Raw genomic sequence first — 18,688 nt, forward strand, 5'->3', positions numbered from 1 at the left:
CGGACTCAGAAAGTTTCTCCGAAATGTCACAGATAACTGGAGGTGATTTTATGAAAAGGACAATGCTTTTTCTGATACTTTCTCTGTGTTTCGTCACTACCTTTGCCGCCGGCCTTACAGGCTACTTGACTCAACAGATTCCATGGATGGCCGGAAACGAAATGACGCTCGTCCCGCTCAGCGAATCAAAACCTGACACTCTAGAAACTTCATCTATAAAAGGGTTGAAGTACGGCCTTCTCGAGCTCGGCGCCAAGCCGATAGTATTCGCGCTCATACCCGGAGAGATCCCCCTCCTGTGGATCGACGCAAACAACAACGGCAATGTGCTTGACGACCCGACGATCGCACCGGACTTCAAGGAGACCCACCAAGACACAACGACCTACGAGTGGATTACCAGAGTCAAAGCTTTTTATGAACTCGAGGGTTATTGGGAATCAAGATCTGTCAAACTGTTAGCCAGAAAGACGGGATTGACTGGCGAGTTGGAGATCCGATACTGTTTGTACGAGCACATGGAGGGGTTAGTCTGGGCCGCAGACGGCCCGAGAAAGCTCAAACTCTTCACGCTCGACCCCAAAGGTTTTTACTCGAGCGACCAGGTTTACTACGGAGTCGATACAGACGGCGACGGCGAAATAGCTCTAATCCACGACTCTTATGAGATCTTCCTGCATGGGGAAGTCTTCTCTTTGAATGGCAAGGCATACAGACTCGGCGAAGTTTCCGAAGACGGGAAAAAGGTTTCCTTCGAGGAGAACGGATACGCTCCGACGGAGAAACCGAGATTTCTCAAGGGAGAAGCTCTTCCGATTCCCGGTGTTCTCCAGACGGATCCAAGTGTTAATGCGGCCTTTTTTGAGGGATCCCCTAGCCTGATCGTTCTCAGCAAAGTCTCGCCTGCGACAGTCGTCGAACCAGTATACTCGGATTGCGACTGCAGTTCTCTGAGCGCTTTCGAAAGGTTTAGATTGGACGGAATCATTGATCTCGCTCGAAGGTACACAGATCTGAAGATTCTATGGGTACTCACAGGAAAGGAGCAAGTCGAGCCGGAAGCGGCGCTGCTGGAAAATATCTATTTGAGAGACGAAAGAAGCTTGGTCGATTTTTATAGCTTCCCAGGCGAGGAGAGGGTTTTCATCGTTGACTCGAAGGGCGTTATCGCCGAACTAGACAGCTACTGGGTCGACGAGGCGAGCCTCGACACTGACCGGCCGCAGAACGGAAAGTTGATGCTTAATTACTCCGACATAAAAAAGACTGTAGAAGCTCTGTACAAAACCGATTGAAGATTTAAACCGTTAGCAAATTGAATCTCCCGGTAAGACAGAGAACCGCTCTTCAAATGAGTGAGAGCGGTTCTTTTAATTCCAACCTTCCGGCAAAAAAACGCTCAACCCGCCGAATCAATCCGTTCCCATACCGTTCACTATCACGGCTTTCGCCAGTTCGTACGCGAGTGCGGTGAAGTCTCTTCCCTCGATGTTGCTCAGCACCACCACGAAAATGTCGTCGTCGACGTACCGATTTATTCTAGTTGAGGTACCCTTCGTGTCTCCATCGTGATATACAACTCTTCTATACTCTCCATCTATAAGCTCGTTACCGATAAAGACTCCATAGCCTGCCTCGAAGAGTTCGTTTGACGGACTCTGCATTAGTCTTAAAGAGCTTTCTGAAAGCACTTTACCGGAGGAAAGCGCTCTGTCCCACAGATACAGATCATACACAGTGGAATATAACCCCCCGGCTCCGCCTGGAAGCCTTCTATCGACCCAGTCAGCAGGTCTTACGCGTGAGAGATCTATAACATAGGAATCAGAGTAGTAAGGAAGACCCCATCCGCTATCATATTCATTGTAATCGTAACCGGTATTATTCATTCCCAGTGGTTCGAAGAAGTTCGTTCTCAGATATTCATCATAGCGCCTCCCGCTTGCCCTTTCTACGATGACACTGAGAAGGAAATAAGCGCTGTTGCTGTATAGAAAGCTATTCCCAGGCTCAAATCTCAGAGGCAGTGATGATATGAAAGCTATTTCTGCCTCCTGAAGGCTCCTGCCCTCACCGAACTTCTCCACTTCTTCGAGAAGTTGTTCGGTATTTATCATCGTTGGAATCCCCGAAGAGTGATTAAGCATCTGATGGATAAGGATTCTCTCTCCGTTGGGGAATTCAGGAATGAATTTCGCAACAGAATCTGAAAGAGATATTGTCCCTTCTTCCAATAGCTTAAGAACTGCAGCAGAGGTAAACTGCTTGGTGATCGATGCGATTCTGAACTTCTTTTCAGGAGTGTTTGGAATATTCCTTTCAATATCAGCCATTCCGTATCCTGACGCGTGCAAGATCGCTTCTCCTCTTGAGACAAGAACGGCTCCCCAGAAGCCTTCAAACGCAATAGTCTTATTCATAACTTCATCGATGGGATTGGCAAATAGAAGAAGAGAAAGAGACATGACGAACAATACGACAATAGCCTGTCTTCTGAACAAAAGGCACCTCCAGTTGACAAAGTTTGTGGAACGCACTATAAATGATAACTCATCTTCGTAATACTGGGATAGATTCTGGATTAACCGTACCAACTATTCGCCATTCTGAATCCGCCTGCCAGAATTAGATATCTGAAGATTCTCCCCTCGAAACCATCTGTCATTGTCATCGGCTGCGAATGAAGTCTATCAATTTGCTCAAAAGCCTTCAACTATCTGGCGGCTTGACGAGAGAGAATTCTTCTTCGCAGCCAGGAGCTCATATCGATCATCGTTTCGATGAGCAGAATGAAATTATCTGCGTTAGACTATAGTTGAAATACAACGTTTGGCAAATCTATTTCAAATGTCTCACTTTGAAAGCAGCATTAGGACTCTGCCGCCATAAAGACTAAAATAACAAATGTTGGGACACAAAGATCGAAGCATACCTGCCTGGTGCACCGGGGAGGTGACTGAAAAGATTTGTTTAGGGAGGAATGAAATGAGAAAGATTCTCTTGATAATCATGCTTTCTATTATTACTGTGACCAGTTTGCTATCTCAAAAAATTGTGGTCGCAGTGATGCAGGATCCCGATTTTCTTGATCCACATAGAGCGGCTGCTTCGGGCACTTACGAAATGATGTTCAATGTGTTCGAGGGTCTTCTCAAGCCCGATCCCAATGGAACTGTAATACCCGCCGTAGCCGAAAGCTACAGTATTTCTGAAGACGGTATGATCTACACATTTGCTCTCAGGAGCGGAGTGAAGTTTCATGACGGATCAATGGTTACAGTAGACGATGTTTTGTACTCTTTGAACCGACTCAAAGGGACTGACGGCGAGAGAGGACTTTCTTCCGATTTTGAGAAGTTTGTTTCGAAGATTGAAGCGGTAGATGATAAGACTGTCAGGGTCGAACTCAGTACACTCAACACTGACTTTCTTGAGAAGTTCATAGTGGCAATTATTCCGGAAAGTAACGAGAATCATGAGAAGAATCCTGTAGGAACCGGGCCTTTCAAATTCGTAGAGTATAGACCGGGTCAGAGGCTTGTTATCGAAAAGTTTGAGGAATACTGGAATCCAGAGCTGCCAAAAGTTGAGGAAGTTGAATTTAGAATAATTCCCGACAATCAGGCAGCAATAATGAGTTTCCTGGCAGGCGAGGTTCAGATACTTCCGAGACTCGATGCAATTCAGGCAATGGTGTTAGGAGATCGATACAATCTAATAACTGGCGAACAGAATATGGTTCAGCTGATGGCGATGAACCACGCGGTGAGCCCGTTTGATGACATAAGAATTAGAAGAGCGATAAACCATGCTGTGGACAAGGAAGAGGTAATTGAGATTGTAGCAGATGGTTACGGAACAGAACTAGGATCAAACATGTCGCCGATCATGAGCAAGTATTACAGAGAGGGTCTTGAGGACTACTACGAACCCAGTGTCGAGAAAGCAAAAGCGCTTCTCTCAGAAGCTGGATATCCAGATGGGTTTGACACAAAGATCACGGTGCCTTCCAACTATCAATTTCATATAGATACTGCCCAGGTAATTGTGGAACAGCTTAAGAGAGTGGGGATAAGGGCGGAGATCGAGCTTGTCGAGTGGAGCGTCTGGTTGGACAGAGTTTATACAGCAAGAGATTACGAAATGACAATAATCGGTCTTACTGGCAAACTGAGTGCTTACGAAATATTGAGACGATATGTTTCCGACTATCCGAGAAATTTTTACAACTATTCCAGCAGTGAATACGACCGCATAATTAGTCTGGCTATCGAAAAAACTGCCGTCGAAGAAAAAGCATCTATGTTCAAAAGAGCTCAAGAGATTCTTACTGAAGATGCCGCTGCAGTTTACATTATGGATCCCAACTTTATCGTTGCTCTCGCTCCCAATTTGCACGGATACACGATCTATCCTCTTTACGTGCAAGATATGTCGACTCTCTATTATCGCTAACAAGGAGAAGCATTTGTGTTTATTTATTTAAAGAAGCTCTTTGCCATGATTCTAACAGTGCTTCTGGTTTCGTTGATAACCTTTGTTACATTTGAGATCATTCCGGGCAATCCTGCGTTGACAAGACTTGGCGTGGATGCTCAAGAATCCCAGTATGAAGCCTTGTCAGCCGAACTAGGTTTGAATGATCCATTAGAGATTAGGCTGTCCAGATGGTTGAAAGGGCTTTTCACGGGCGATCTTGGAATCTCAATGAGATACTCCGTTCCTGTATCGGAATTAATCCTCGACAGATTGCCCGTAACAATTTCTCTCGCAGTGATGTCTTTGGTCCTGATTGTCCTAATAGGAATTCCTCTTGGTATTGTTAGCGCAAAGTACGGTGAGAGGCTTCCGGGAATCCTGATCACATTAATCTCACAGATTGGGATGGCAATTCCATCTTTCTGGAGTGGGATTATCTTGATCTATATCTTTGGAATCGTCCTTCGCTGGGTATCGCCTGGAGGATTTGTTCCTTGGAGTGAGGATGCTTATGGAGCGTTCAAATCACTTATTCTACCTGCCATCGCGATAGCACTTCCCTCAATTGCTTCAATCATAAGATACACTAGAAACTCTATAATGGATCAGATGAAGAATGATTATGTACAACTTGCACTGTCGAAAGGACTGAACCTGAATTCAGTGCTATTGAGACATGTACTCAAAAATGCCCTGATTCCCATTATCACTGTACTCGGAATGATAGCGGCAAACATTCTAGGCGGAGCAATTGTAATAGAACAGGTTTTCACGCTTCCCGGTGTGGGAAGACTTCTGATAAACGCTATCACGACCAGGGATCTTCCTCTAGTACAGGGAATGGTTTTGTACATAGCTTTCATAATTGTTGTTATAAACTTCTTTATCGATGTCATATATACAGTTATAGACCCAAGAATAAGATTGGATCAGAGGGTTTAACATGAACAAAAGGAGGATGAATCTATGGATTGGAATAGTGTTGATTTCCATTCTGATGTTAATGATGATAGTCAGTCTATTCTACACTCCCTTTCCTGTAACGGAGATCAATAGACTTGAACGATTTGAACCTCCCTCAATGCGTCATCTCTTGGGCACAGACAACTTCGGAAGAGATGTGCTCAGCAGAATAATGAAAGGATCCCAAACGGCTTTCTTTGTGGGATTAGTCGCGGTATCGATTGGCAGTGTTTTCGGTGTACTTATCGGCGCAATCTCTGGTTACTTCGGAGGAATAGTTGACGAGATAATAATGAGAATTGTCGATGCTATGATGGCTTTCCCCAGCATTCTTCTTGCACTGATGTTTGTTTCCGTTTTTGGAGTAGGCTTGAGAAACACGATTATTGCAATCGGCATAATGTCAATCCCTTCGTTTGCCAGAATCACAAGAAGCGGTTTCGTTCAACACAAAGAGCTGGATTACGTCAAGAATGCAAAGATAAAGGGCGTCTCGAATTTGCGGATAATGTTCAGACACATTTTGCCAAATGTGCTTTCCCCAATTGTCGTTGCTGCTTCGATGGGATTTGCAAACGCAGTTCTGGCCGAAGCGGCGCTCAGCTATCTTGGGCTTGGAATTCAGCCGCCCAATCCCAGCTGGGGAAGAATGCTGAGTGAGTCTCAGGTCTTCATAACCGTCAGTCCCTGGTACGCGATAGCACCCGGAATCTTTATTACACTTCTTGTGCTGGGATTCAACTTCCTAGGAGATGGGATCAGAGATATTAGAGAGAATAGGTGAAAGATAATGAATTGTGAAAGCGAATCCTTACTAGAAATCAAAGATCTCAAAATTGCATTCAAGACTCCAGAAGGGATTTTTCATGCTGTCAAAGGGATATCTCTTGAAGTAGGGAAGAGAGAAATCGTTGGGATAGTCGGAGAATCCGGTTGCGGAAAGACTGTGACGGCATTGTCAATAATGCACCTCTTGCCTGATAATTCAATCGCTACTGGAAGTATTTATTTTTCCGGCATCGATCTTCTTTCACTCAAAGAAAATGAAACGAGAGAAACTCGCGGAAGAGACATATCAATGATTTTCCAAGACTCCCTCTCCTCTCTAAATCCCCTTATGAAAGTAGGAAGACAAATCGAAGAGAACCTCATGATACACACTTCTCTCGACAGTAGGGACAGATTTTTAGAAGTACTGGATATCATGAACAAGGTAGGCCTCCCGGACCCAGAACAGACTTATAACAAATACCCTCACGAACTCTCCGGTGGGATGAGACAGAGAATAGCTATTGCTATTGCTATCGTATGTAATCCTGATCTGATTATCGCAGATGAACCAACGACAGCTCTGGACGTCACAGTTCAGGCACAGATACTGGAACTTCTGAGAAAGATAAACCGTGAGAGCAACTCTTCTATTATTTTTATCTCGCACAATCTCGGAGTAGTTCGTGAGATCTGCTCAATAGTCTACGTTATGTATGCCGGGCACATCGTTGAGAAAGCACCTGTCAATAGGCTCTTCACTGATCCGGCCCATCCTTACACAATGGGCCTTATAAAAGCCATACCCAAGAGAGACTCAAAAGGCAAAGAGCTTTTCGACATTCGCGGCCGAGTGCCGTCAATAGCGGATTCAATTCCCGGTTGCCCATTTGAGCCAAGATGTGACTACGCTGTCGAAAGATGCAAGAAAGAGTTCCCCGGCTTCAAAAAGATGGCCAATGATCACAAAGCGAGATGCTTCCTTGCTGGAGACGTTTGATGAAGAGAGGTATTCTGGAGACTCATGACCTTAGAAAACATTACACGCTGAAAAGAACCCGATTGCTGAAGAAGCCGGGATCGATCAAGGCACTTAACGGAGTTTCCTTAAGTATTTCTAAAGGAGAATCTTTCGGACTTGTAGGTGAGTCCGGTTGTGGAAAATCAACGGCCGCCTATACAATCCTGGGGCTTTTAAAACCGACGGAGGGGAGGGTCCTCTTCAAAGGCGATGATGTAACTTCGCTGAAGAGAGATCAGAAACGGGAATTCAGAAAGAAGGTTCAGCTAATCTTTCAAGACACTTCCGGTTCCTTGAATCCAAAAGGAAAAGTCGAATGGATACTGAGAGAACCTTTGAGAGCAATGGGAATGCAGAAGAGAGAGATCAAAGAGCTGATTCTGGAGAGTATGAACCTTGTGGGACTGGACAAGGATCTGTTGGGAAGATTCCCTCACGAGCTTTCTGGAGGTCAAAAACAGCGCGTAGGAATCATGAATGCGTTAATTCTAAATCCTGAAGTCGTAATAGCCGATGAACCGATTTCTTCCCTCGACGTCTCTATCCAGGCACAAATACTTAACCTAATGAACGACCTTAAGGAGAGGCTTTCTCTGACCTATCTCTTCATTTCTCATGACTTAAACGTTGTTCATTACTTCTGCGACAGAATAGCCGTCATGTATCTTGGTGAAATCGTTGAGCTCTCTGAATCTGAAGAGCTGTATAGATCACCGCTTCACCCATATACTCAGTCCCTCCTTTCGGCAATTCCCGGTGAAACCGGTCATAAGCCCGAAAGAATAATACTTGAAGGCGATGCTCCCAGTCCTTTGAACCCCCCAACAGGATGCTTCTTTCACCCCAGATGTTTCAGGAGAATGGAGATTTGTTCGAGTGTGAAACCGCAAAGGATCGAGGTAACGAAAGATCATTTTGTAAGCTGTCACCTTTACTGAGCATTCCACTCTCCTGAAACTGGGCCTCGAGGCGGTTTTTGACCGGCATCGCTTAGAGGTGGACAAATCAACTCTTTCATCCGATCTTCTTGAGTAAATACATGCTAAGCGCATAAAGACAGCTTGCCGTTACAGCCAGCGAGACAAAAGCAGGTCCAAACGAGATTGTGTCAGCGATTCTTCCAAAGATGGGAAAAAAGACTATCATCACTAAGCTGTACATCATACTTGCAAAGGATATTATCGTTGCCCTACTCCTGGATGGAATCAGCTTGTTTATGTAGTCGTTACCCGCTACGAACAACATGGCCTCAATCATAGTTACAACCATGAAGAAAGGTAACTTGTTTGAACAAAGAGCCACACCCCACATGGATGCGACGGAAACAAGAGGCAGTATGATCAGGACTTTCTTCTCCTTCAGTAGATGAGATAGCCTCTGAACCTTCATGGCCACTAATCCGGCTAGAAATGACCCGGCCGCGAGGTATATGCCAATCTGAAACTCAGTGCGACCAAGTGCTTTCCAGTAGTTCTGAATGTAAAAAAATATGCAGGCGCTGAATGCGAGTATAGTCTGAACAAAAAAGATAAGAAATGCAACCTTTTTATCTCTAGCGATTATTGAAAAGCTATCAACAATCTGCTTCAAGAAGCCCCGGAAGGTTTTTGAGTTACGGCCCACCGATTCGGGGATAGGTGGTTCTGTGAACGAAAGAGAATAGACCGCCGAAAATGCGATGATCCCGGCGGAAACCCAGAATGCATAGTGATAATTGTACGTTCCCAGGAACCCACCGATCAGAAGCGCAGCAACTGAAGACACTTGAAATATTGCCTCCTGCTTTCCAAGAACCGACATGAAATTCTCTTCTGTTTTCAGATATTTGAGAGAGTCATATACAAGAGCCTCTCCAGAACCCGATTCCAGGTTATACGAAAGTGCAGCGAGTACCATGAAAATGGTAAAATGAAAGAAGCTGGTTGCACCGATTAACACTAGAATACTCGCAAGAGAGAGACACCTCCCGATAACTCTGCTGAGCTTTCTCCCGAACAAGTCTGCTATAGATCCGGTGGGGACCTCCATCGTCAAAGAGGTCACGTGGAATATTCCTTCAAGGAAACCGATCTGCGTCAAACTCATTCCCTTGAAGGCCATGTAGATCATCCAGAGACCGCTCGACAGTCTCATGTTCATAAGAAAAGAGAATACGTAATTCTTCTTTATGTTGCTTTTCATGAGCTCAACCATATTATTCATAACGATTTCTCCCAAAAGAAAGAGGCCGTGACGCTCGTCACGGCCTCTTGATTCACAGCTAAGATTTCAGAGCAATCCAGGCTCGACGAGATAGCATTCACCCTCCGAACTCGAAAATCCGACCAATATCGCTCTTCTGTAGGCCTGAATAACTTCTAGCATGTGGGTTCGCTCCTTCTCCTGGATTGAGTTAGGAATATTATATATCAAAAGGCTCATAATAAAAAGCTCTTTGATGCCGATGGGGCCTTTCTCGGAATTCTTCGGGTTCTCTAGCCGATAGACCCCCCATCGGTGGTGAGCTCTCAATTTCCCTCCTGAGACTTATAAAGAGGATTGTCTTCGCTTCTCCTAAAGATCGACTCATTGTAGGAGTCCGTAAGAATCTCTTTTGTGCGAACAAAGGAGTCGATATCAATCTCCTTAGAATACTCGAAGCTCTTTAGAACACCTTCTTCAATGGTGAGAATCTTTTCCCCATGTTCTGCAATGAACTGCCTGTCGTGACTAATGAAGAAAAACCCTCCGGAGAAGTCGTTGAGAAGTCTGTCGAGTACTTCTAGAGATTCAATGTCCAGATGATTGGTTGGCTCGTCCATAAAGATGAACTCAACCTTTGAAAGAAGAGATTTCGGCAACGCAAGCCTCATCAACTCGCCGTAGCTCATCGTTTTCAGCTCCGAGAAAGCCCTCTCTCCCTTGAGACCGATATTGGCCAAGTGACTTCTGACAGCAGTCTCTTCCAGTTCAAGGTCGGCGATTTCTTCATAGGGGGTTTTTCTTTCGAAGAGTTCTGCGACATTCTGTGGAACGTACTTCCAGTTTACACTCTCGTTTCTGTACATTCTGCCACTTGACGGCTCCAAAATTCCTACAAGGCATTTCATCAGAGTTGTTTTCCCCGAACCATTCGGCCCTATGAGACCGACTCTATCGGAAGTATCTATGTTAACAGAGGCCTCCCTTATGACTTCGTTTTCTTCGTAAGAGAACGACAGGCTCTCCACCATGACCATTTTTCTGTTCGGAACCCCATATTTGGGAATCCTGGCAGTAACGGGCTTCTCTACAAACGGTTTTTCGCACTCCAGTTCACCGATCAGTCTTTCGGTCCTTTTCTGTACAGCTAGCGCACGTCTAGCTAGTTTGGCCGCCATATGACCTTCATGGCCTTTATCGCTTGCGAATCTCTTTGAAGCCTCTCTTGAATAGGACCAGCCCTTCCTCCTGGTCGCATCGAGTTCCAGTTGACGTATCTTCTTACTTATCTCTTCGCTTTTCTTCTGCCTTGAGAGGAAATCGCTTTCCAGATGCGCCAGCATCTCGGAATAACCGCCTCGCACTCCTATTGCCTCTCCTCTTTTCAGATAGATCGTCTTGTCAGCGACTTTGTCGATGAACCTCCTATCATGGCTTACAACAATAACTCCAACACCCCTTTCGCTGAGTGAGGTTATGATCTCTTCAAGTCTCAAGGTCATTTCTATGTCGAGATGGTTTGTCGGCTCATCAAGCAAGAAAAGATTCGAACCGGAGAGAACTCCCCTGACGAGTGAGAGAATTCTCTTCTGCCCATGGGAAAGATTCCTGTACGGAAAGCCCAGGTTGTCAACATTGACACCAAACTCATTTAGAGATGAAGGAATCTTTGTTTCGAACTCGAATCCCCCAACATTGTGAAATTCATTTATGAGTTCCGCATAGGTCATAGGATCATTTACAGACCTGCCCAATTTCTCGTAGATGTCGAAGAGCTCTTTTCTCGCCCCGAGAAGATACTCCTTCACTGTCCCGGGAAAGACTGCGGTCTCCTGAGTAACAAGAAGCGGGTCGACACCCCGCTCTATAGATATCTTTCCCTCCGAGGGAGTGATTTCACCTTTGATTGATTTTAGCAGGGTCGACTTGCCGGCACCGTTTGCCCCGGTGACAGCCAAAATCTCTCCTGCAGCGAGATCGAGACTGACTTTCTTAAGAACGTCCACACTTCCAAACGAAATTGAAAGATTGTATATTTGAACCAAATTGATCGCCTCCAGTAAGGCTTGAAGCCAAAACACTATTTGAATTGAATGGCCGAATAGGATCGAAGTCTTTCGATGTTTTTTGAGGAAGTATTCAGTTCTATTGATTAAAGAAGTCTGTTCTTCATTTCAGCACCTGCTGGTTTGTGATCTCTCACTTATAGCATATCGATGATAATCAAGTCAAATAGCTGACGTAAATCTGTCCGTTCAAATTGTGATTCTCAGTATATTCTTGCCGTTTTCGTAAGAGTAGTACACCCCTCTCGAAAACCTTCTAATGAGGTAAACTCCCATCCCACCGCTTTGAAGAAGCTCGATATCCTCGAGGTCTGGCTCATCAACCTCAAGTGGATTAAACTTTTTGGAGGTATCTTCAATAGTAATAGTCACTCTGTCTTCTCCAATAGTGAGATCAACGGATATCAGTTCGTCTTCGCCGAGTTCGCCATGCTTTGCGATATTGGAGCAAGCCTCTATCACTATGAGCCCGGCTCTGAAACCCGTTTCGTTGCCCATGCTCTTTCTGACTATATCGGATACCTTCGCAGAGAAAGCATCTATTCTGCCCAAATCGGGTTTGACCATGAATCTGTAGTTCTTCTCACCCATTATTCAGCACGAATTCTTGACAGCTTCCTCAACGCAGCAATCCCTAACGATAAAAAGCCTGTCAAGCCTCAGTGTGTTAAGCAGTTTCTTTATCTCTTCTGAAAGATTCACCAGAACCAAATCATTACCCTCCGCCGCAATAGTCTTATAAATGCTTATTAGAGCGGCAATGCCCATCGAATCAATAAATTCGATATTAGTCCCATCAAGAATTACTCTCGAACAACTCTTTAGATCTACTGTATCCTGCCATTTTCTAAAGTTTGAAGACGTTTCCCCCGTAATTCTCGCCCTCTTCTCGAGAGAAATCACGCCGATCTTATCTTTCGCCAACCTGAACTCAAACATCTTTCACTCAGCTCCTCGTTTTATAGATTTCCACTTGAAAGGGGGCGAAACTAGAATTCTATTAGCAGTGCCGTAATATCGTCTTCGGCAAGTGCATTACCTTTAAAATTCTCATATGCATCTTTCAATCGCCCAGAGGCTCTCTTGATATCGATTTTCGCACAGCTTTTCACCAGATCTATCAGTCTATCCTCACCAAACATTTCGCCGTTTTCATTCATTACTTCTATCAGTCCGTCAGTGTACAGTAACAACCGATCTCCATTGAAAAAAGGGATCTTTGCAACGTCTCCCCGAATCATATTTATACCAACCAGACCTTCTCTCTTTCCATCAAGTAATTCAACAGATCCATTTCTTTGCATTAATGGCGATGGGTGTCCTGCATTTGAAAGAAGGACAATGCCTTCCTCAAGATCCACGATTAACGAAACGATTGTGAAGAAAAGGTTGAATCTCTCGAATACAAAGCTCTTATCGAGCTCCTTCATGAAAACGCTCAGGTCGAAATCTCTATCCCCCATACCGGTTCTGAAATCCTCAATGAACCTGTGGACCATTACAGAAAGCATTGCGGCATTCACTCCGTGGCCCGACATATCTGCTAGATATACAAAGAAACGATTGTCGCTCAATTTGAAAACATCGAATATATCTCCACCAACTCTATAAGAGGGTTCATAGATCCACTCTACGGCTAAGCCGTGCGGATTACTTTGAGGCACTAATGCGTTCTGAATCTTTCCCGCTGCCAGAACGTCGCTTTCAAGATTGTCCACCGCAATTCTCAATGACTTTATGAGATCATGAAGCTTTAGTTGAGTATTCACTCTGAGAATAACCTCTTCGGGGAGAAAGGGCTTCGAGATGAAATCTACAGCGCCAGAACTCAGAGCGGTAAGTTTGCTTTCCCGGTCGGCTGATCCCGTAAGGACAATAACGGGAATAGCTTCAAGTTCTCGATCCTGCTTCAATTCGGTGAGAATGTCTAGTCCGTTGTAGTCAGGCAACATCAGATCTAGTAAGATCATATCTGGCTTCCCCTTGGATAGTGAGGAAAACGCCGATTTGCCATCTGCACTTTCGACCACTTCATGTTTATCTCTTGCAAGTATCGATCTCAGTAGAACCCTTACCGACAGATCGTCATCCACCACCAGTATTCTGCTCATCTAACACTTCCTATTCGAAGTACCTCAAAGCTTCTGCAGGCGCGATTTTCGAGGCTGAATAACTGGGGATAATCGTTGAAACAAGTGAAGCTATATAGAAGATCAGCGTCATTGCTATTAGCTGATCCCACGGGATATAGAGCTTCATGCCCTCCATCAAAGGAGACGCATAGATCTCTACACTCGTAAGTGTTCCTGTTACTATCCCTAGAACAATACCAATAATAGCAATGAAAGACGTTTCGAGAAGAAAGGAAGAGAACACCATTTTCTTGGTGAACCCTATTGCCTTAAGCATACCAATAATCCGCTTCCTTTCGTGAAGAGCCTTGAACATAATGATCGCGATTCCGACAATACCCACGAGCATCCCGAAGTACAGAAAGGATCTAAGAATGCTGATCGTACCCTGCAGCATGGTCGAAGTAAGGTTTATTATGTCATCTACATAGAGCAAAAAGAGACTGCCAGATGCGATCTTGTCCTGCAAGGTTTCAAAGTTTCCCTTCTTTTCACCTTCGTTAGCGCCTGCAAGGTTGAAAAGGTATTGCCTCTCAGCAACATTCCCGGATAACTCGGTCGGAACATTTTCTTTATATATAAGTAGACCATTCAAAAAAGAGATAGTGTTCTCCGGGATCGTCGCGATTACTTTGAGGTAGACGGGCCTCGAATCAATCATCTCCGAGGTGACATTTCTCCGCAATAAACCGCTGACGCCTTGTCCGCTATCTCCTTGATCAATCACTCCTCGAAGTTCCAGAACATCTCCAGGTTTGACATCGGGCAGGACACTGTTCGATACAACAACTGTATCGGGATTGTCCCTGAGGTACTTCCAGAGATCACTCGGACTTGATATATCTAGCTCTCCATTGTAATGAATTTCGACCAGCCTGTTGTTGTCAATGAAACTGTCATCGACCGAATAGATCTGCTCAAGACCGTACCGATCATCCTTTCTTACTGCTACATTCATCCCTGCGACAGTAGAAATCTCTCTTACTTCTGGCTGGGATTGCAATTCACTGAAGGAAATGCTCCCATTCCCGGTGAAGGAGAAGGCTCCCACATCGAAGCCGGCAAAGACCACATCTCTACTCTTGACAAGCATCTGCTCCATAGAGTAGGGAATTATCGAAATCAAGGTGATAACAAAAATGACAGCGGCAAACATGGCAATAGTGAGTCCTGTCCTCAAACGGTTTCTTGCCGAAAAGGCGATTGAAATCTTGAATACAGGAGCTGCGGCTCTTGCTTTCTGAAAGAGTTTGTTCAGAAGGTACTCAAAGGTCTTCAAGTTGTAGACAATCAAAAATAGCCCGGCTAAGAGAATTGCTGCACCTTTTGCAATAGTGAGATAGATGGATGAGCCACTATTCGATGCTATTAGATCAAAGGAATTGCTGAACATTGTAAATACGATTACCGCAATTGAGAAGAAAGATTCTATCCACCTTTTGTTCTTCATAGGAATCGCAACCGGAATCAGCAATCCCGCAAGCATAACGCCGATAAAAAAGCCAGTCGCATTTCCCAACGAATATCCACTGTAAGCCATCACTACTGAGACAAGAACTCCTACGGCTGCCATAACATTCAACAGAAGTCTCTTCCTTTCATCAAGCTCTTCAGGTATATTTCTTACCGCGGTCACTATATTCGTGCGTGAAATCTTCCTTCCCGTGTAAACAATGATTATCATGGGTATGATAAGCCCCAAAAGAAATCCATAGGCAATTGAATCGATCCGCACAAAGAACACGAATGAGCTCTGCATTGAGTTAAAAGCAATATTAGCACCTTCGAAAGGTATCAGTGAGACTGCATCCTCAAATAGGTTTACGAAACTACCTAAAATAAACCTCGCAATTCCCAACCCGGCGAGGACTCCAATACCTGATGAGAAAATCGAATAGAAGAAACCCTCATAGAGAATCGTCCTGGATACTCTTTTTCTTGAATAACCAATAGCCCTGAGGGTACCAAGCTCGGTCCTCCTCTCTTGAGCAAGCATCAAGTAAATGTTTGTAAGAAGAAGCACACCTGCAAATATGGCAAAGACACTGAGCATGAGGAATAAGAGACCAATATTTCCCTGGTCAACCATACTCAAGGAATCCTTCTTGACCTCCCCAACCACCACTTCCTCACCGACTAAGGACTTTATGCTTGCCACAACCTGATCTGTAAGCCTTTCACCCGTTAGAAAATCGCCACGGTTCGAAACGATTAATGCATTGTAATAGTCTTCGACACCTATCTTAAGTACTTCTCTGGCTTCTTCAATATCCATTAACATGGTAAACCCATTTGAACCCCGGTTTTCTATCTGGTAGTGAAGAATCCCATTTCCTTCAACAATTTCAGCTACCCTTACCTCAGGAAGAGGAATCCAGAAAAGCAATCTCTGTCCAGGGTCTGCAAGTATTTCGAGAGTATCCCCAACCGCCACCCCGGCAGCTTCGGCCAGCTCCTTGTTGATGACAACCTCGGGAAGTTCATCTGTACCTGAGGGGACGACCAGATCCACTTTATCGACGTCAGGCCACCTTGAGAGTTGATCGGCTTTCACTCCTATCATGCTCACCTGAAAGTTTTTTCCAGTTTGACTTCTGGCCTCTCCGGGGAGTCCTATAGAGACAGTTCTGCTAAGGATCGGAAGGACACCGTCTACCTGTTCGTTCTTCAAGAGTGAATCGACAAGAATCTCGATTGTGGAATTTGGAATGAACTCTTTACCAACGTTTTGATTATCTGAAGGGATGTAGACCAGTTCATCGATCTCACCATGGGTTTTTTCGATCTGACTGTAAAGGAAATTCTGAAAAGAATCATTCATGGCCATCGAACCCATGATAAGCGCCGTTCCAATCAGAGATCCCATTATGACCAAAAAAGTATCGGATTTTCTCCTATAAATGTTTCTGTAACCGATTTTGAAAATTACCGGATTTCTTATCATTGAAATTACGATCGCAATTACGGCAACACCCGCAAGGAGACTAATTGTCTGTATTATCACTGTTACACCTTCAATTCTTTATTTTCTTCAATCTTGAGAATGCGGCCGCTGTCCATATGCAGAACTCTGTTTGAGTAATTGGAGACTCTTTCATCATGAGTAACAATCACAAACGTCTGGTTAAATGTCCCATTAAGCTCAGTTATCAAGTTCATCAGATCACTACTGGTCTTTGTATCAAGAGCTCCGGTAGGTTCGTCGGCCCATACTATTGCCGGCTTATGAACAAGCGCTCTTGCGATAGAGACTCTCTGTCTTTCACCGCCGCTCAGTCTTGAGGGAAGATAGTGCTCCCGCTCCTTAAGACTGACTTTCGCAAGAATGTCCATTGCCGCTTCTCTCGCCTTTTTCTCATTGCTTCCCATAGTAAGCATGGCAAGTTCAACGTTTTCAACTGCCTTCAGGACGGGTATTAAGTTGTAGAATTGGAAAACAAATCCCATATTCATCGCCCTAAAGCGAGTCTTTTCATCATCCTTCAAAGAGTGAAGATCCACCCCCTTGACTGTAACTTTCCCCTCCGTAGGCGTATCTATTCCTGAAAGACAGTTCAGGAGCGTACTTTTTCCGCATCCGGACGGTCCGAGAATCGATAGTATCTCGCCTTCATGAATATCAAATGAAACTCTTTTCAATGCTTCGACCGACACCTCACCGGACCTGTAAGTCTTGCTTAGGTCTCTGACTTCAACAAATGCCATTTCGAATCTCCTTCCAATAAAAAAACTCTCAATTACTGAGTGATATCGTCCACAGCTTTCTTTATCTCTCCTCTGAGTTTCTCAATCGTCTTCTCAAGAGTTGAAAAGGCTCTTCTTGACAAGACGACAATTATTACAGATGCGGCGTAAGAAAATAACCCGGCAACAATCTCCGTTCTCCTCTGAATGAGTACGGACGAAAGCATTACTGCAAAAGGAAACAGCGGCGCTGCGTAAGCCGAGAATAGATAAAGTCTTCTCTGCAGCTCAGATGGCTTCCTTAATTTCTCTTCGAGAGAAGACACCACTTCTTCGAGGTTTTTTAGATTTTCAGAATCGATTATCTTTCCCTTTGTGCTTTCTTCGAAAGTACTCCTTAGAGTAAGTATGCTTTGAACACTCTCTAAGAATCCCGAGATTTCTTTTGAACGACTCTTCCCTGGAACTCCCATGATTATTAAGTAGTCAGCAACAATTATTAATGGCATAAAAAAGAACACGGGCTGAGAATACGAGCCCTTCGCAAAATTCAGTATAAACAGGATTGCTGCACAGACTAAGTAGAACACAGTCACTTTTTTCATCAGTCCATTTCCGGCAATTTCTCCACCATCACCGAAGATGCGGAAACCCTAACCTTGCACTCATCAATCTCTTCGACCCAATCTATAGGTATAAGTTTCTTCGACTTTGAGCCAAAGCTACCACACTCGCCTATCAAATGAGTTATCTTCCCTTCATCATTCAGAACGAAACTCCTTACCCTTCCCACAGTCTTTTCCTCAGCAGTAACTATATCACACCCTGGCTCAAGAGACTTGCTGTCTTTTGGAACATTTATCGACGTATTCAGTGGTGGAAGCGGGTAGAGCTCTGCATAGTCACCAACCGGCCTCAGCCAGTACACCGGAGTAACCCCACTCTCCAAATTCTCGATCTCTTCACCTGAGACGAAAAACGTCTCTTCGTAATCCTGCAATGTCTCAACATCTTTCGACTCAATCTTCAATCTTACTTCATCGGGAGCTGCAAAGAACACAGTCGTTATCGGCACCAGTTTTGCCACTCTGTTGAAAATTCCTTTTTCTATTACAACATGAGTAACCTCGTTGCTCTTGGGATGTATAACCACCCGGATGACTTTTCCGAGATCTTTGCCGTCGGAAGAGATCGCTTTGGCGCCCCATCTGATTCTGTTTTCCATAGGTTCACCCCCTTCAGTCAAGTTTATCATGCAACACATGCATCATCTCAATTACTTGATATTTGACTGCAGAAAAAGAAAACGAGTTGTACAATATATGAGCAGAAGGGTGGAAAACAGAGAACACGACGATCATCCTGGTCAAAGTATTGTTCTGAAGAAGCCATTA

The 18,688-nt window shown here is 44.5% G+C and carries 16 protein-coding genes; 6 read left to right on the forward strand and 10 right to left on the reverse strand.

Annotation, left to right across the window (positions count from 1 at the left end):
* Positions 1 to 50: 50 nt before the first annotated feature.
* Complete coding sequence (locus B3K42_RS00720; protein WP_292596285.1) at positions 51 to 1,295, forward strand: hypothetical protein; 1,245 nt, start codon at positions 51 to 53, stop codon at positions 1,293 to 1,295.
* A gap of 117 nt (positions 1,296 to 1,412) precedes the next feature.
* Here B3K42_RS00720 and B3K42_RS00725 read toward each other — a convergent pair whose 3' ends face one another.
* The gene (locus tag B3K42_RS00725) at positions 1,413 to 2,501 is read right to left on the reverse strand and encodes a serine hydrolase domain-containing protein (RefSeq protein WP_292596287.1); all 1,089 of its coding nucleotides are present in this window, start codon (positions 2,499 to 2,501) and stop codon (positions 1,413 to 1,415) included.
* A gap of 484 nt (positions 2,502 to 2,985) precedes the next feature.
* Here B3K42_RS00725 and B3K42_RS00730 point away from each other — a divergent pair, with 484 nt between their 5' ends.
* The 5 genes from B3K42_RS00730 to B3K42_RS00750 are packed head-to-tail and all read left to right on the forward strand — an operon-like array spanning position 2,986 to position 8,169.
* On the forward strand, positions 2,986 to 4,455 hold the full coding sequence (locus B3K42_RS00730; RefSeq protein WP_292596289.1) for an ABC transporter substrate-binding protein: 1,470 nt from the start codon (positions 2,986 to 2,988) through the stop codon (positions 4,453 to 4,455).
* A 15-nt stretch (positions 4,456 to 4,470) separates the two neighbouring features.
* Complete coding sequence (locus B3K42_RS00735; protein WP_292596291.1) at positions 4,471 to 5,421, forward strand: ABC transporter permease; 951 nt, start codon at positions 4,471 to 4,473, stop codon at positions 5,419 to 5,421.
* Between the two features lies 1 nt (position 5,422).
* Positions 5,423 to 6,226, forward strand: coding sequence for an ABC transporter permease (locus tag B3K42_RS00740; protein ID WP_110990851.1), 804 nt, complete (start codon positions 5,423 to 5,425; stop codon positions 6,224 to 6,226).
* A gap of 6 nt (positions 6,227 to 6,232) precedes the next feature.
* Positions 6,233 to 7,210 carry an ABC transporter ATP-binding protein gene (locus B3K42_RS00745; RefSeq protein ID WP_110990850.1) on the forward strand — a complete coding sequence of 326 codons (978 nt, stop codon included), beginning with the start codon at positions 6,233 to 6,235 and terminating at the stop codon, positions 7,208 to 7,210.
* Positions 7,210 to 8,169 carry an ABC transporter ATP-binding protein gene (locus tag B3K42_RS00750; protein ID WP_110990849.1) on the forward strand — a complete coding sequence of 320 codons (960 nt, stop codon included), beginning with the start codon at positions 7,210 to 7,212 and terminating at the stop codon, positions 8,167 to 8,169. Before B3K42_RS00745 ends, B3K42_RS00750 begins: the two co-directional genes overlap by 1 nt.
* A 76-nt stretch (positions 8,170 to 8,245) precedes the next feature.
* Here the strand turns inward: B3K42_RS00750 and B3K42_RS00755 are convergent, their stop codons facing one another.
* The 9 genes from B3K42_RS00755 to B3K42_RS00795 form a co-directional block, all read right to left on the reverse strand.
* Complete coding sequence (locus B3K42_RS00755) at positions 8,246 to 9,433, reverse strand: MFS transporter (protein ID WP_292596295.1); 1,188 nt, start codon at positions 9,431 to 9,433, stop codon at positions 8,246 to 8,248.
* A 305-nt stretch (positions 9,434 to 9,738) separates the two neighbouring features.
* A complete protein-coding gene (locus tag B3K42_RS00760) occupies positions 9,739 to 11,457 on the reverse strand; it encodes an ABC-F family ATP-binding cassette domain-containing protein (RefSeq protein WP_110990847.1) in 1,719 nt (572 codons plus the stop codon).
* A 210-nt stretch (positions 11,458 to 11,667) separates the two neighbouring features.
* Positions 11,668 to 12,069, reverse strand: coding sequence for an ATP-binding protein (locus B3K42_RS00765; protein ID WP_110990846.1), 402 nt, complete (start codon positions 12,067 to 12,069; stop codon positions 11,668 to 11,670).
* A gap of 3 nt (positions 12,070 to 12,072) precedes the next feature.
* The gene (locus tag B3K42_RS00770; protein WP_110990845.1) at positions 12,073 to 12,417 is read right to left on the reverse strand and encodes an STAS domain-containing protein; all 345 of its coding nucleotides are present in this window, start codon (positions 12,415 to 12,417) and stop codon (positions 12,073 to 12,075) included.
* Positions 12,418 to 12,467: 50 nt separating this feature from the next.
* On the reverse strand, positions 12,468 to 13,589 hold the full coding sequence (locus B3K42_RS00775; RefSeq protein ID WP_292596296.1) for a PP2C family protein-serine/threonine phosphatase: 1,122 nt from the start codon (positions 13,587 to 13,589) through the stop codon (positions 12,468 to 12,470).
* 10 nt (positions 13,590 to 13,599) lie between these two features.
* The gene (locus tag B3K42_RS00780) at positions 13,600 to 16,614 is read right to left on the reverse strand and encodes an ABC transporter permease (protein WP_292596297.1); all 3,015 of its coding nucleotides are present in this window, start codon (positions 16,612 to 16,614) and stop codon (positions 13,600 to 13,602) included.
* A 2-nt stretch (positions 16,615 to 16,616) separates the two neighbouring features.
* Positions 16,617 to 17,315, reverse strand: a complete 699-nt coding sequence (locus tag B3K42_RS00785; protein WP_292596298.1) for an ABC transporter ATP-binding protein — start codon at positions 17,313 to 17,315, stop codon at positions 16,617 to 16,619.
* 32 nt (positions 17,316 to 17,347) lie between these two features.
* Positions 17,348 to 17,899, reverse strand: coding sequence for a hypothetical protein (locus B3K42_RS00790; protein WP_292596299.1), 552 nt, complete (start codon positions 17,897 to 17,899; stop codon positions 17,348 to 17,350).
* Positions 17,899 to 18,519, reverse strand: coding sequence for a PRC-barrel domain-containing protein (locus B3K42_RS00795; RefSeq protein WP_292596300.1), 621 nt, complete (start codon positions 18,517 to 18,519; stop codon positions 17,899 to 17,901). Before B3K42_RS00795 ends, B3K42_RS00790 begins: the two co-directional genes overlap by 1 nt.
* Between the last annotated feature and the right edge of the window lie 169 nt (positions 18,520 to 18,688).

The sequence above is a fragment of the Mesotoga sp. UBA6090 genome (assembly GCF_002435945.1).
Classification (GTDB): domain Bacteria; phylum Thermotogota; class Thermotogae; order Petrotogales; family Kosmotogaceae; genus Mesotoga.

Bases quoted from the DNA above. Each gene is read 5' to 3' on its own strand.
- B3K42_RS00720 (WP_292596285.1), top strand. From the start codon at position 51: ATGAAAAGGACAATGCTTTTTCTGATACTTTCTCTGTGTTTCGTCACT.
- B3K42_RS00730 (WP_292596289.1), top strand. From the start codon at position 2,986: ATGAGAAAGATTCTCTTGATAATCATGCTTTCTATTATTACTGTGACC.
- B3K42_RS00740 (WP_110990851.1), top strand. From the start codon at position 5,423: ATGAACAAAAGGAGGATGAATCTATGGATTGGAATAGTGTTGATTTCC.
- B3K42_RS00745 (WP_110990850.1), top strand. From the start codon at position 6,233: ATGAATTGTGAAAGCGAATCCTTACTAGAAATCAAAGATCTCAAAATT.
- B3K42_RS00750 (WP_110990849.1), top strand. From the start codon at position 7,210: ATGAAGAGAGGTATTCTGGAGACTCATGACCTTAGAAAACATTACACG.
- B3K42_RS00755 (WP_292596295.1), bottom strand. From the start codon at position 9,433: ATGAATAATATGGTTGAGCTCATGAAAAGCAACATAAAGAAGAATTAC.
- B3K42_RS00765 (WP_110990846.1), bottom strand. From the start codon at position 12,069: ATGGGTGAGAAGAACTACAGATTCATGGTCAAACCCGATTTGGGCAGA.
- B3K42_RS00770 (WP_110990845.1), bottom strand. From the start codon at position 12,417: ATGTTTGAGTTCAGGTTGGCGAAAGATAAGATCGGCGTGATTTCTCTC.
- B3K42_RS00775 (WP_292596296.1), bottom strand. From the start codon at position 13,589: ATGAGCAGAATACTGGTGGTGGATGACGATCTGTCGGTAAGGGTTCTA.
- B3K42_RS00785 (WP_292596298.1), bottom strand. From the start codon at position 17,315: ATGGCATTTGTTGAAGTCAGAGACCTAAGCAAGACTTACAGGTCCGGT.
- B3K42_RS00790 (WP_292596299.1), bottom strand. From the start codon at position 17,899: ATGAAAAAAGTGACTGTGTTCTACTTAGTCTGTGCAGCAATCCTGTTT.
- B3K42_RS00795 (WP_292596300.1), bottom strand. From the start codon at position 18,519: ATGGAAAACAGAATCAGATGGGGCGCCAAAGCGATCTCTTCCGACGGC.